This window comes from Bacillus taeanensis (assembly GCF_003318295.1).
In the GTDB taxonomy this organism is placed as follows: Bacteria; Bacillota; Bacilli; order Bacillales; family UBA6769; genus Maribacillus; species Maribacillus taeanensis.
Window position 1 is genome coordinate 96,912 of the sequence record NZ_QOCW01000001.1, and the last position, 13,142, is coordinate 110,053.

The 13,142-nt window shown below is 37.3% G+C and carries 13 protein-coding genes, 1 pseudogene and 1 riboswitch; of the genes and pseudogenes, 12 read left to right on the plus strand and 2 right to left on the minus strand.

Annotated features, from left to right (window positions below):
- Positions 1 to 199 precede the first annotated feature (199 nt).
- A riboswitch (SAM riboswitch) is annotated at positions 200 to 313 on the plus strand.
- A 132-nt stretch (positions 314 to 445) separates the two neighbouring features.
- The 11 genes from DS031_RS00490 (at position 446) to sufB (ending at position 10,578) form a co-directional block, all read left to right on the plus strand.
- Complete coding sequence (locus tag DS031_RS00490) at positions 446 to 1,471, plus strand: methionine ABC transporter ATP-binding protein (protein ID WP_113803968.1); 1,026 nt, start codon at positions 446 to 448, stop codon at positions 1,469 to 1,471.
- Positions 1,464 to 2,132: a methionine ABC transporter permease gene (locus DS031_RS00495; RefSeq protein ID WP_113803969.1), complete on the plus strand. Its 669-nt coding sequence runs from the start codon at positions 1,464 to 1,466 to the stop codon at positions 2,130 to 2,132. Before DS031_RS00490 ends, DS031_RS00495 begins: the two co-directional genes overlap by 8 nt.
- 19 nt (positions 2,133 to 2,151) lie before the next feature.
- On the plus strand, positions 2,152 to 3,003 hold the full coding sequence (locus tag DS031_RS00500) for a MetQ/NlpA family ABC transporter substrate-binding protein (protein ID WP_113803970.1): 852 nt from the start codon (positions 2,152 to 2,154) through the stop codon (positions 3,001 to 3,003).
- A gap of 113 nt (positions 3,004 to 3,116) precedes the next feature.
- Positions 3,117 to 3,488, plus strand: coding sequence for a carboxymuconolactone decarboxylase family protein (locus tag DS031_RS00505; protein ID WP_113803971.1), 372 nt, complete (start codon positions 3,117 to 3,119; stop codon positions 3,486 to 3,488).
- Between the two features lie 261 nt (positions 3,489 to 3,749).
- On the plus strand, positions 3,750 to 4,625 hold the full coding sequence (locus tag DS031_RS00510) for a MurR/RpiR family transcriptional regulator (protein WP_113803972.1): 876 nt from the start codon (positions 3,750 to 3,752) through the stop codon (positions 4,623 to 4,625).
- A 230-nt stretch (positions 4,626 to 4,855) separates the two neighbouring features.
- The gene (locus DS031_RS23410) at positions 4,856 to 4,996 is read left to right on the plus strand and encodes a YuzK family famiily protein (protein WP_181832971.1); all 141 of its coding nucleotides are present in this window, start codon (positions 4,856 to 4,858) and stop codon (positions 4,994 to 4,996) included.
- 307 nt (positions 4,997 to 5,303) lie between these two features.
- Positions 5,304 to 6,095 carry a Fe-S cluster assembly ATPase SufC gene (sufC, locus tag DS031_RS00515; protein ID WP_113803973.1) on the plus strand — a complete coding sequence of 264 codons (792 nt, stop codon included), beginning with the start codon at positions 5,304 to 5,306 and terminating at the stop codon, positions 6,093 to 6,095.
- 18 nt (positions 6,096 to 6,113) lie between these two features.
- Positions 6,114 to 7,421 carry a Fe-S cluster assembly protein SufD gene (gene sufD / locus DS031_RS00520; RefSeq protein ID WP_113803974.1) on the plus strand — a complete coding sequence of 436 codons (1,308 nt, stop codon included), beginning with the start codon at positions 6,114 to 6,116 and terminating at the stop codon, positions 7,419 to 7,421.
- Positions 7,421 to 8,641: a cysteine desulfurase gene (locus DS031_RS00525; protein ID WP_113803975.1), complete on the plus strand. Its 1,221-nt coding sequence runs from the start codon at positions 7,421 to 7,423 to the stop codon at positions 8,639 to 8,641. Before sufD ends, DS031_RS00525 begins: the two co-directional genes overlap by 1 nt.
- Positions 8,631 to 9,074 carry a Fe-S cluster assembly sulfur transfer protein SufU gene (gene sufU / locus DS031_RS00530; RefSeq protein ID WP_113803976.1) on the plus strand — a complete coding sequence of 148 codons (444 nt, stop codon included), beginning with the start codon at positions 8,631 to 8,633 and terminating at the stop codon, positions 9,072 to 9,074. The genes DS031_RS00525 and sufU overlap by 11 nt, the downstream gene beginning before the upstream one ends.
- Before the next feature lie 106 nt (positions 9,075 to 9,180).
- Positions 9,181 to 10,578, plus strand: coding sequence for a Fe-S cluster assembly protein SufB (sufB, locus tag DS031_RS00535; RefSeq protein ID WP_113803977.1), 1,398 nt, complete (start codon positions 9,181 to 9,183; stop codon positions 10,576 to 10,578).
- Between the two features lie 287 nt (positions 10,579 to 10,865).
- Here sufB and DS031_RS00540 read toward each other — a convergent pair whose 3' ends face one another.
- The gene (locus DS031_RS00540) at positions 10,866 to 11,987 is read right to left on the minus strand and encodes an RNA-guided endonuclease InsQ/TnpB family protein (protein WP_113804323.1); all 1,122 of its coding nucleotides are present in this window, start codon (positions 11,985 to 11,987) and stop codon (positions 10,866 to 10,868) included.
- A gap of 8 nt (positions 11,988 to 11,995) precedes the next feature.
- Positions 11,996 to 12,133, minus strand: a pseudogene (locus DS031_RS00545) (transposase); the annotation flags it as partial.
- 90 nt (positions 12,134 to 12,223) lie between these two features.
- On the opposite strand from DS031_RS00545, the gene DS031_RS00550 reads away from it, so the two are divergent.
- Positions 12,224 to 13,075, plus strand: a complete 852-nt coding sequence (locus DS031_RS00550) for a DUF72 domain-containing protein (RefSeq protein ID WP_113803978.1) — start codon at positions 12,224 to 12,226, stop codon at positions 13,073 to 13,075.
- Positions 13,076 to 13,142 lie beyond the last annotated feature (67 nt).

The following is a 13,142-nucleotide window of genomic DNA, read 5'->3' on the forward strand; positions in this document are numbered from 1 at the left end:
GAAAGTATATTAGGGTAAAATAGATTTTTTAATGATTAAATAAACGTTTGTTTGAAAATAAATATTTAAATTACAGGATATTTCTGAATTGACGGAATTTTTAAAAGATATTCTAAAAAAACTTTTAATTGACACTATTATTTTAAGCATGCTACAATGCAATCTGTACTAAGATAAAGTAAATATTTCATATGCTTGACTCTTATTAAGAGAGGTGGAGGGACTGGCCCTGTGAAGCCCGGCAACCGTCAAACAATGTTTGAAAAGGTGCCAATTCCTGCAAAACAGCTTTTGTTGTTTTGGGAGATGAGAGAAAGGGATTATCCAATAAACCTTTCTGCTCATTTGTGTAGAAAGGTTTTTTAGTTAATTTTTTAATTTAATAACTATAGTCAATAGATTGTTTAGTCGGTGCAGTACCATTATTTAAAGGAAGTGGAATAAAATGATCATTCTCGATCACATACAAAAAGTTTTCCAAACAAAAAATGGACCTGTACAAGCTGTAGATAATGTAAACCTTACAATTGAAAAAGGTGAGATTTTTGGCATTATAGGATACAGCGGTGCGGGGAAAAGTACATTAATTCGCATGCTTAATATGCTTGAACGGCCTTCTTCTGGAACGGTTTCAGTAGCAGGGAAAAATCTTTCAAGCTTAAATGGAAAAGAACTGCGAGCAGCAAGACAAGAAATTAGTATGATTTTTCAGCATTTTAATTTATTGTGGTCCCGTACAGTAAAAGAAAATATTGCCTTTCCGCTTGAAATAGCGGGCGTTTCAAAACAAGAGCGTGAAAAGCGGGTTGAAGAGTTAATTAAATTAGTAGGACTTGAGGGGCGCGGTGATTCTTATCCATCACAGCTTAGCGGCGGACAAAAACAGCGTGTTGGCATTGCAAGAGCACTTGCTAATAATCCAAAAGTGTTACTTTGCGATGAAGCAACGTCTGCACTTGATCCAAAAACAACCGATTCGATTTTAAACTTACTTGTTGAAATTAATGAAAAGCTCGGTCTTACAATTGTATTAATTACACATGAAATGCACGTTATTCGGAAGATTTGTCACCGTGTTGCTGTTATGGAAAACGGACAAGTCGTTGAACAAGGACCCGTTCTTGAAGTGTTTCGTCAACCAAAGGCTGCAATTACGCAAGACTTTATTAAACAAGTGACAGAGCCTGAAGAAACACAAGAAACAATTGAGCATTTAATTAAACAAACGCCGAACGGACAAATTATTCGCTTAACATTTGTCGGTGGTATTGCAAAATCTCCGGTTATTACAAAGTTAATTCGACAGTTTGATCTTGAGGTGAATATTTTGCAGGGGAAAGTATCGCAAACAAAAAATGGCGCATACGGGACTTTGTTTATCCAGCTTGACGGAAAAGAAACAGTCATTGATGAAGGGATTACCTTTATTAAAAATTCAGGCGTAGAAGTGGAGGTGATCAACCATGCTTAGTGAACTATTTCCAAACTTAAAAGTTGAAAAATTATGGGAAGCAACGGTAGAAACGATTTATATGACAGCCATTTCTGTATTCGCAACATTTATACTTGGAATTATTCTTGGATTGTTGTTATTTTTAACATCACGGGGAAACCTATGGGAAAACAAAACAATTAACAAAATTGTCGCAGCTGTTGTAAACGTCTTTCGCTCGATTCCATTTATTATTTTAATTATTTTACTAATCCCGTTTACAAAGTTCATGGTTGGCACAATGCTTGGAGCAAACGCGGCACTTCCAGCTTTAATCATTGGAGCGGCGCCGTTTTATGCAAGAATGGTTGAAATTGCATTAAGGGAGATTGATAAAGGTGTTATTGAAGCCGCTCAATCAATGGGGGCGACAACTTGGCACATTATCTCTAAAGTATTGCTTCCAGAATCCATGCCTGCTCTCATTTCAGGGATTACTGTAACGGCGATTGCCCTTGTTGGTTACACGGCAATGGCGGGTGTTGTTGGAGCAGGAGGACTTGGCAACCTTGCTTATTTAGAAGGATTTCAACGAAGTAATCCTGACGTCACGTTTATTGCAACTGTTGTGATTTTACTTCTTGTGTTCATTCTCCAATGGCTTGGAGACTTTGCAACACAAAAGTTAGATAAAAGATAAATTTAAGGAGGAATAATGAATGAAAAAGTTAGTAAGTTTACTTGCATTACTGCTTGTTTTAGTACTTGCAGCATGCGGTCAGCAAAATGAAGTTGAAAATACTGGTGAAGGTGAACAAGCTGAAGGAGAAACAACAAAATTAGTTGTCGGTGCTACAAATGTACCCCATGCTGAAGTTTTAGAAGAAGCAAAACCTCTTTTAGAAGAAAAAGGGATCGAACTTGAGATTGTAACATTCCAAGATTATATTTTACCGAACAAAGCATTAGCTGATGGAGAATTGGATGCAAACTATTTCCAAACGGTTCCTTATATGGAATTACAAATGAAGGAAAATGAAGACTACAAATTTGTAAATGCGGGCGGCATTCATATTGAACCAATCGGTGTATATTCTCAAAAGTATAAAAGCTTAGAAGAATTGCCTGAAGGTGCCACAATTATTATGAGTAACTCTGTTTCAGATCATGGCCGTATTTTATCAATGCTTGAAGAAAAAGGATTAATTAAGTTAAAAGAAGGCGTTGAAAAATCAGCAGCTCAAATTGGTGACATTGTAGAAAATCCTAAAAATTTACAGTTTGAAGCTGAAGTGGATGCAGGCCTTCTTCCTAAAATTTATGAAAACAATGAAGGGGATGCTGTATTAATTAATGCAAACTATGCATTAGATGCTGGCTTAAACCCAAGTGAAGATCCAATCGCAATTGAGTCACCAGAAAATAACCCATATGTAAACATCATTACAGTTAATGAAGGTGATGAAAACAATGAAGCAATCCAAACATTAGTGGAAGTGCTTCGTTCAGAAGAAATCCAAAACTTTATTAATGAAGAGTATAACGGGTCAGTTGTGCCTGTAACTAAATAATAAGAGAGCGAGAGCAGTCATTGAGATGACTGCTCTTTTTTACTTTTTAGGATAGTTGTTTTAAATATAACTCATACTAAATTCGAAATCTTTAAAGAAGGAGTATGATGAAAATGGAACATCATGCAGAACCGAGAAATCTTACCGAAGCAGCCTTACATGATTATAAAGAGGGACTTGGACTTTTTACTCAAAAAATGCCGGCCATTGCTGAAAAATTTAATGCTTTTACAGAAGCATGTTTTAAAGAAGGTGAGCTTTCTAAAAAACAAAAGCACCTTATTGCACTGGGAATCGGTATTTATGCTCAAGATGAATACTGTATTATTTATCATACAAAAGGCTGTTTAGATCAAGGATGCAGTGAGAAAGAAATTCTTGAAGCTGTCGGTGTAACGGGAGCATTTGGCGGGGGAGCAGCAATGAGTCAAGCTGTCACCCTTGTTCAAGAAGCAATTCATGACTTAAGCAGTATACAACATTAAATCTTATAAAAAGCACCCTTTTTTTAAGGGTGCTTTTTATAAGATTTAAGATAATAATGAAGGTAATGCTTCACAATAGTAGGGACTTATATTATCATGAAATAAAATATTCATTTTTCAAATTTTAAAATTGTCTGAAAATGAAATCGTTACCATTATAATGAAGGAAATGAATGGGGTTTTTTAAATGGGCTCTTCTATATTTAAAAATTGTATGATTGGTTGAGATAAAGGTTTATTAATGAATGAGGGTGAAATACAATGACTGAGCATGAAGTATATGAACGTATGGCTAAGAAAAAGGAGAAAATGAGCAAATCGCAAAAGAAAATTGCTGTTTATTTATTGGAACACCCGGAAAGTGCTCCATTTCTAACTGCTTCTAAACTGGCACGAAATGCAGGTGTTGGAGAAGCAACAGTGATCCGATTTGCTGTTTTTTTAGGTTATAATGGGTACCCGGATTTACAGCGCAATCTTCAAGAGGCAATGAAACGAAAATGGACCTCAGCAGAAAAATTTATTCAAACTACAGATCAAAATGAAAAGCCGCAGAATGTCTGGAAAGAAGTATTATCAGACGATATTCAAAATATAAAGGATACACTGGATTTAATTGACCCTGATACGTTTCAAAAAGCGATTTATGAAATTATTAAGGCAAAGCGTATTTATATTATTGCCTACCGCAGTACACAAAGCTTAGGTACTTACTTAGAATTCTATTTGGATCTTGTGCTTCAAAATGTTGAACTCATTCGTCAGGCGGATGGGGTATCCGAGCATTTGCTGGGAATTACAGAAGATGATTTAGTGATTGGGTTTGGTTTTTCCCGTTATACAAAGCGAACTGTTGATTTGCTAAGGTATGTAAAAGACAAGGGGGCGAAGACGTTAGTAATTACCGACCATGCAAAATCCCCGTTAACAGCGTTAGGAGACTACAGCCTGTATACAGCAGTAGAGATTAACTCATTTATTGATTCGTTTGCTGCTCCACAAAGTATTGTAAATGCCCTAATTACCGGTGTTACGCGTTCTGAGCAGTCAAAAGTAAAGAAACGTCTTGAACAGCTTGAAGAATTATGGGATAGTTTTGGTGTTTTTTATGAAGAATTATATGAAAGTTCAGAATAAGGACAGGTTAGTAAAACGCTGTAAAAAGCTAAAATAAAAGGAATGAATTAGGTGGGAGGGGCAGATCGGTTTAGAAAATAAATTATGAGAGATTATCTAACAATTCAGAAATTGCTTGATTTTACAGCGGGTGATAAAGTATTACATGTAAAACAAATTACATCAATTGAAAGGATTGATTCATTATCCACTCGCTTCAATTATATTATACGGCGGACATGGAAAAGGCGATGTACCAATCACATGGAGTATGTTATGCACAATACAGCCGGTGCTTACAGACGCGTATGCGTGTTGAAGAAGCAAGACAGCGAGATTATTTGCAAAGTTTAGCATTAGTTCAAAATCAAGATCAAAAGATTGTTGGCTAAGTTCATTATAATAATAAGTAAAAAACCAGTCACTAGGCTGGTTTTTTTATATTTAACATCAGAATGGTTAGAATTTTTTTTCAACAGAACGCTCAAATTAATAAAGTTCATATCAGAAATATGAGGGGAGTTTTAGAATTGGTTTTTATTTAAAAGTTATTCAAAGATCACTCTCCGTTTCTTGATAATTCTTTTTATTTGTTATAAGATTGGAATGAGAATAGATTGAGAATAAACTAGAGACAAATATAGTGTTCATCATTATAAATGAACGACAATCTAGAATAAGTCATTGGAGGTATTTAATATGTCAGCACCACACTTAAAGATCGAAAATCTTAGCATTTCTATTGAAGATAAAGAAATTGTTAAAGGTTTTAACCTTGAAATTAAAGGTGGCGAAATTCATGCCATCATGGGACCAAACGGAACAGGTAAATCAACATTAGCTTCTGCGTTAATGGGACATCCAAAGTATGAAATTACAAAAGGTACGGTAACTTTTAATGGTGAAGATTTACTTGAAATGGAAGTAGATGAGCGTGCAAAAGCAGGTTTATTCCTTGCGATGCAGTATCCAAGTGAAGTAACGGGAGTAACAAATGCAGACTTCTTGCGTTCAGCGATTAATGCGCGTCGGGAAGAAGGTGATGAAATTTCTTTAATGAAATTTATTCGTACATTAGATAAGCAAATGGGTATGCTTGAAATGGATGAGTCATTTGCACAGCGTTATTTAAATGAAGGATTCTCTGGCGGTGAGAAAAAACGTAATGAAATTCTTCAACTTCTTATGCTTGAACCTAAATTAGCGATTCTCGATGAAATCGACTCAGGCCTTGATATTGACGCATTAAAAGTAGTTGCAAAAGGATTCAACGAAATGCGCGGCGAAGAGTTTTCAGGATTAATTATTACACACTATCAACGTTTATTAAACTACATCAAACCAGATAAAGTGCACGTGATGATGCAGGGACGTATTGTAAAATCAGGCGGTCCTGAACTTGCACAGCGTTTAGAAGCAGAAGGCTATGACTGGGTAAAAGAAGAGCTAGGAATCGAAGATGAAACTGTAGGTCAAGAACAACAAGCGTAAGCAGTAAGGAGGATAACTATGTCAGTTGAAACGAAGCTTGCATTCGACAGCGAGTATGTTCGCGAATTTTCACAAAAACGCAATGAGCCCCAGTGGCTGTTAGAACTTCGTCTGCGTGCATTGGAACTCTCTACAGAACTTCCAATGCCGAAGCCGGAAAAAACAAAAATTGATAACTGGAACTTTACTTCATTTAAGCATCAGGTTGAAGCAAAGCCATTAACAGATCTTTCAGAGCTTCCTGAAGACATTAAAAGTCTAATTGGAAAAGATGAGCAAGCAGGGAATGTGCTAGTGCACCGTGATGCAAGTCTTGCTTATGAAAGCCTATCTGAAGATTTAAAATCACAAGGTGTTATTTTTACTGATATTCATACAGCAGCAAAAGAACACAGTGATCTTTTGCAAAAATATTTTATGGCAGATGCTGTAAAAGTAGATGAACATCGTTTAACTGCACTTCATGCTGCGTTATTAAACGGTGGTACATTTGTTTATGTACCAAAGAATGTAAATGTAGAAGTGCCGCTTCAAGCCGTTTATTGGCAGGAAGATCCGGAAGCTGGACTTTTTAATCATGTCATTGTCGCTGCCGAAGACAACAGCTCTGTCACATATATTGAAAACTATTTATCATACAGCAATGAGAAGCAATCTGCTGCAAATATCGTTGCAGAAGTATTTGCTGGTGAAAATGCTCGTGTCTTATTTGGGGCAGTCGATAACTTTGCAAAAGGTGTAACAACATATGTAAACCGAAGCGGTCATGTTGCACGAAACGGTAAAATTGACTGGGCATTAGGGCAGATGAATGACGGTAACACTTACTCTGATAACACAACAGAATTAATTGGTGAAGCGTCAATGGCTGATTCAAAAACAGTTGCAATTGGGCGCGGCGATCAAAAACTGAATTTTGTTATTCGTGTCAATCAGCATGGCAAGCATTCTGATGGTCAAATGCTTTCCCATGGTGTAATGAAAGACAGTGCTAGTGCAATCTTTAACGGCATTAGTAAAATTGAACATGGGGCAACAAAAGCAAATGGTGAACAAACAGAACGCGTTCTTATGCTGAGTGATAAAGCACGCGGAGATGCGAATCCGATTCTTCTTATTGATGAAGATGATGTAACAGCTGGTCATGCAGCATCTGTTGGTCGTGTAGATCCACTGCAAATTTTCTATTTAATGAGCCGCGGCATTTCGAAAAAAGAAGCAGAGCGATTAGTGATTCATGGTTTCTTAGCGCCTGTTGTAAACCAGCTTCCAATTGAAGGAGTGCAGAAGGCTCTTGTAGAGGTTATTGAAAGGAAAGTAAACTAATGAATGTCCAAGAGATACGTAAGCTGTTTCCCATTCTTGATCAGCAAGTAAACGGTAATCCGCTTGTTTATCTTGATAGTGCTGCGACATCCCAAAAACCCATACAGGTCATTGAGACATTAGAAACATACTATAAAGAATATAACTCAAATGTGCACCGCGGTGTTCATACACTAGGTACGAAAGCAACAGATGGGTATGAAGGGGCTCGTGAAAAGATTCGCCGCTTTATTAATGCGTCATCTGCAGAAGAAGTTATTTTCACAAGGGGAACAACAACTGCTATTAATACAGTTGCAGCAAGTTATGGCCGTGCTAATTTAAGCGAAGGTGATGAAATTGTGATTACGCCTATGGAACATCACAGCAACATTATTCCATGGCAGCAGCTCGCAAAAGCAACTGGCGCAGCGTTAAAATATATTCCACTTCAAAAGGACGGCAGCATTTCTCTTGAAGATGTGAAAAGTACGATAACAGCTAACACGAAAATTGTTGCTGTAATGCATGTTTCGAACGTATTAGGAGTAATTAATCCAGTCAAAGAGATTGCCCAAATTGCCCATAAGCACGGTGGGGTTATGCTTGTCGATGGTGCTCAAAGTACCCCACATATGAAAATAGATGTCCAAGACCTTAATTGTGACTTTTATGCTTTTTCAGCTCACAAAATGTGTGGTCCAACAGGAATAGGGGTACTATATGGTAAGCGTGAACTTCTTAATAATATGGAACCTGTTGAATTCGGCGGTGAAATGATTGACTTTGTAGGATTATATGAATCTACTTGGAAAGAGCTTCCTTGGAAATTTGAAGGTGGTACGCCAATTATTGCAGGTGCAATTGGACTTGGAGCAGCGATTGATTTCTTAGAAGACATCGGCTTAGAAAATATTGCTCGCCATGAACATGAATTAGCACAATACGCATTAGAACGTTTGAGTGAAGTTGAGGGCATGACGATTTATGGACCAAAAGAACGAGCAGGGCTTGTTACGTTCAATTTAGAAGAAGTTCATCCCCATGACGTGGCAACTGTACTTGATGCAGAAGGAATTGCCGTTCGTGCCGGGCATCATTGTGCACAGCCATTAATGAAATGGCTCGATGTATCATCAACAGCTCGAGCAAGTTTTTATTTATATAATACGAAAGAAGAAATTGATGTTCTCGTTAAAGGACTACAAAAAACAAAGGAGTATTTTTCTGATGTCTTTTAATAATCTTGATCAATTGTATCGCCAAGTGATCATGGACCATTATAAAAGTCCTCGTAATCGCGGTGAGTTAACAGAAGATGCGTTAACAATTAATATGAATAATCCAACTTGTGGAGATCGGATTCAACTCCACTTACAAGTTGAAGATGGCAAAGTAACAAATGCCAAGTTTACTGGAGAGGGCTGTTCCATCAGTCTTTCCTCTGCATCAATGATGACTGAAGCGATTAAAGGATTACAAATAGAAGATGCATTAAACCTTTCACAACTGTTTTCGGATATGATGCAGGGGAAAGAATATGATCCTGATCAGTATGATTTAGGGGATATTGAAGCACTGCAAGGAGTGGCGAAATTTCCTGCTCGTATTAAATGTGCAACACTTGCTTGGAAGGCCATGGAGAAAGGCTTAAAAGAAACGGATAGTAAGTAACGATGGGAAGCTGCTTTTCTGATTGGCGATAAGCGAGCTAATTATAAGACAGTAGTGAAGGCGCAGGCAATTCGGTGACATTATATGTCAAGGAGGAGATTTACCAATGGCAAAAAAAATGCCTGAAATCGGCGATTATAAATATGGCTTTGCTGATAAAGACGTATCCATTTTCCGCTCTAAGCGCGGATTAACAAAAGAAATTGTAGAAGAAATTTCTCGTATGAAAAAAGAACCGGAATGGATGCTTGAATTCCGTTTAAAATCACTCGAGAAATTTTATGAAATGCCAATGCCTCAATGGGGCGGAGACCTAAACGATCTTAATTTTGATGAAATTACGTATTACGTAAAACCATCGGAAAAGTCTGAGCGTTCTTGGGATGAAGTACCTGAAGAAATTAAAGCAACGTTTGATAAGCTTGGAATTCCTGAAGCAGAGCAAAAATATTTAGCAGGTGTTTCGGCGCAGTATGAATCAGAAGTTGTTTATCATAATATGCAGGAAGATCTTGAAGAAATGGGTATTGTCTTTAAAGATACGGATACGGCTCTTAAAGAAAATGAAGATATTTTTAGAGAACATTTTGGTAAAGTGATTCCACCAACAGATAACAAATTCTCTGCTTTAAACTCTGCAGTATGGTCTGGTGGTTCATTTATTTACGTACCAAAAGGTGTGAAATGTGAAACGCCACTTCAAGCATACTTCCGTATTAACTCGGAAAACATGGGGCAGTTTGAGCGTACATTAATTATTGTTGATGAAGGCGCATCTGTACACTATGTAGAAGGCTGTACAGCACCAGTTTATACAACGAACTCGCTTCACAGTGCCGTTGTTGAAATTGTGATTAAAAAAGATGCATACTGTCGTTATACAACAATCCAAAACTGGGCAAATAACGTTTACAATCTTGTAACGAAACGTGCTGTTGCAGAAGAAAACGCAACAATGGAATGGATTGATGGAAATATCGGTTCGAAACTAACAATGAAATATCCTGCTGTTATTTTAAAAGGTGAAGGTGCACGTGGATTAACACTTTCAATTGCAATTGCAGGGAAAGGGCAGCACCAAGATGCTGGCGCGAAAATGATTCATTTAGCACCTAATACATCTTCAACGATTGTATCAAAATCGATTTCAAAACACGGTGGTAAAGTAACGTACCGCGGTATTGTACACTTTGGACGTAAAGCGTCAGGCTCTCGTTCAAATGTGGAATGTGACACATTGATTATGGATAATCAATCAACATCTGACACAATTCCGTACAATGAAATTTTAAATGAAAATATTTCACTTGAACACGAAGCGAAAGTTTCTAAAGTATCTGAAGAGCAGTTGTTTTACTTGATGAGCCGCGGGGTTTCTGAGCAAGAAGCAACAGAAATGATTGTAATGGGCTTTATCGAGCCGTTTACAAAAGAACTTCCAATGGAATATGCGGTAGAAATGAACCGTCTTATCAAGTTCGAAATGGAAGGTTCGATTGGTTAAGAGAACCTAAACAAAAGAAGCGAATCCAGGGGATTCGCTTCTTTTTTATATAAAATTGCTAAATAAGGTTAATGATTTTAAATGTACTTTCAAAAGGAATGAATCTCTTGCATCTGACGTTTTATTTAGTGAATAACCCCTCCTTATCAACCTAACGGTCTGATTGAAGAAGGGGCTTCCTGCTTCATTGACCATTGCATAGCGGGGTGCCCCAGTATGTCTTATACGGTCTCCACAGGCGAAGATTATACTGTTCGGACATAACCTTGCCCTACAGTTTGAGTCATTCAGTTTGTCACAAGGAGCTGTTCTAATCCTTTTTTGAGAATATTTAGACTTGCATTGTAGTCTCGGTCCAATACTGTTGTACACTTTGTACAAATATGAGTACGTATAGAAAGAGATTTCTTTACACGTTCCCCGCAGGAAGAACAGTCTTGTGACGTGTAGTGGGGTTCTACCTTGATAAATGCCCCACCATACTTCTCACATTTATAAGCTAGCATATTTCTAAACACCCCCCAGCCAGCATCAGAAATGGATTTCGATAATTTTCTGTTTCTTACCATGTTGCGGATGTTAAGATTCTCAACAGTGATAACCGAATAGCTTTTTGAGAAGTTATAGCTTAATTTATGGAGAAAATCACGTCGTTGATTTGCGACTTTCTCGTGAAGCTTCCGAACAAGTTGGACTTGTTTGATGTAGTTTGCAGACCCTTTTTTTCGCTTGGAGAGTTTGCATTGTGCTTTCTTAAGCTGTTTTTCTTTTTTTCGAAGAAATCTTGGATTTTCGTACTCCAATCCATTCGAAAGAACGACATACTTATTTAGTCCCACATCAATGCCGATCGCGTTCGTCTGATCAATAGACAGTGGTAATGCCTGTCTTTCGACACAAAAAATGGCGTACCACTTTTCCCCCTGACGTTTAAGGATAAGCTGTTTAATGGTGCCTTCTAATGGACGATGAAGCAGAATACTTATTTCTCCTAATTTCTTATTGTATAACTTGCCGCTATCAGTAAATGACATTGCATATCTATGTCCTTTGTTATTGAATCCAAACTGTGGAAAAGTCATGCTGTTATAGTCTTTGTACGTTTTTAGTTTTGGGTATTTTGTATCCTTACGAAAGAAACTATCAAAAGCTTTTTTTAGACGTAGAAAAACTTCCTGCAATGGTTGAGAGGGAACTTCTTTTAGAAATGGGTATTTCTTTTTATCCAACTTTAGTTGTTTTTGCATATCCTCACGTGTATAAGATTCTTTTGATTGATGGTATTTACGCTGCTTGTCCAGCAGAGCAGAGTTATAGGTTTGACGACAATACTGGAGCCAACGGTCTAACAGTTGTTTTTGTTCTCCTGTTGGATAGATTTCATATTTTTGATTCAACAACATTGTCATCACCTCCATCATTTTTGCCCTTGCGTTTCAATATACTGTTTTAGAATATCCAATGGTGCCCCACCGACGGTTAGTAAACAATAGCTTTGAGACCAAAAATATTCTTTCCATAACTTCTGTTTCATTTGAGGGAATTCTTTTGGAATTTCGTTAAATAACAGGGAAAACATTGCTTGCTATTTACGTATAAACGTTCCAAAATATAATTACGGATAAAATTGAAAAGGAGTTCATGTATGATTTATATTGGATTAACAGGATGGGGTGACCATTATTCTTTGTATCCTTCTTCTGTGAAAGCAAGTGATAAATTGCCTCTCTACAGCGGCTATTTTCCGATTGTTGAAGTTGATTCTTCTTTTTATGCGGTGCAGCCGAAGCGGAATTTTGAAAAATGGGTAAAAGAAACACCTGACAGTTTTCGATTTGTAATTAAAGCATATCAAGGAATGACAGGGCATGATCGAAATGAGAACCCTTTTGAAAATAAAGAGGAAATGTTTGATGCGTTTTTAGAATCATTGCAGCCAGTTCTTGAAGTCGGTAAATTACAAATGGTTCTTTTTCAATTTCCGCCTTGGTTTGATTGTAAAAAAGAGAATGTAGAGATGCTGCGTTATATTCGCAGCAAGTATAAAGGATTACCGCTTGCGCTCGAATTTCGCCATCAATCATGGTTTCATCCAAAATTTAAAGAAAGAACATTAGCTTTTATGAAAGAAGAGAATTGGATACATAGTGTCTGTGATGAGCCTCAGGCAGGAGTTGGATCAATCCCTACGGTTCTTGAAGCAACAAATAAAGAGATGACACTTGTTCGATTACATGGACGTAATGTTCATGGGTGGAATAAACAGGGAAGAAGTCGAAATGATTGGCGGGAAGTTCGCTATTTATACCGCTATTCAACAGCAGAATTAAAAGAATGGGCAGCGAATTTAAAAGCACTTGAAAAGCAATCAAAAGATGTTTATGTGTTATTCAATAACAATTCAGGCGGCGATGCAGCAGACAATGCCAAAGAAATGATTGAGTTGTTAGGGTTGGATTATGATGATCTTTCCCCGAGACAACTTGGTCTTTTTTAAGAAGGAAAGAGTATAAGGTTTTGTGTCTAGCTCCAGGCGCCATCGGCTCGAGGTCACAAGCCGATAG

Coding starts and splice junctions, on each gene's coding strand:
- DS031_RS00490 (WP_113803968.1), top strand. CDS start 446: ATGATCATTCTCGATCACATACAAAAAGTTTTCCAAACAAAAAATGGA.
- DS031_RS00495 (WP_113803969.1), top strand. CDS start 1,464: ATGCTTAGTGAACTATTTCCAAACTTAAAAGTTGAAAAATTATGGGAA.
- DS031_RS00500 (WP_113803970.1), top strand. CDS start 2,152: ATGAAAAAGTTAGTAAGTTTACTTGCATTACTGCTTGTTTTAGTACTT.
- DS031_RS00505 (WP_113803971.1), top strand. CDS start 3,117: ATGGAACATCATGCAGAACCGAGAAATCTTACCGAAGCAGCCTTACAT.
- DS031_RS00510 (WP_113803972.1), top strand. CDS start 3,750: ATGACTGAGCATGAAGTATATGAACGTATGGCTAAGAAAAAGGAGAAA.
- DS031_RS23410 (WP_181832971.1), top strand. CDS start 4,856: ATGTACCAATCACATGGAGTATGTTATGCACAATACAGCCGGTGCTTA.
- sufC (WP_113803973.1), top strand. CDS start 5,304: ATGTCAGCACCACACTTAAAGATCGAAAATCTTAGCATTTCTATTGAA.
- sufD (WP_113803974.1), top strand. CDS start 6,114: ATGTCAGTTGAAACGAAGCTTGCATTCGACAGCGAGTATGTTCGCGAA.
- DS031_RS00525 (WP_113803975.1), top strand. CDS start 7,421: ATGAATGTCCAAGAGATACGTAAGCTGTTTCCCATTCTTGATCAGCAA.
- sufU (WP_113803976.1), top strand. CDS start 8,631: ATGTCTTTTAATAATCTTGATCAATTGTATCGCCAAGTGATCATGGAC.
- sufB (WP_113803977.1), top strand. CDS start 9,181: ATGGCAAAAAAAATGCCTGAAATCGGCGATTATAAATATGGCTTTGCT.
- DS031_RS00540 (WP_113804323.1), bottom strand. CDS start 11,987: ATGACAATGTTGTTGAATCAAAAATATGAAATCTATCCAACAGGAGAA.
- DS031_RS00550 (WP_113803978.1), top strand. CDS start 12,224: ATGATTTATATTGGATTAACAGGATGGGGTGACCATTATTCTTTGTAT.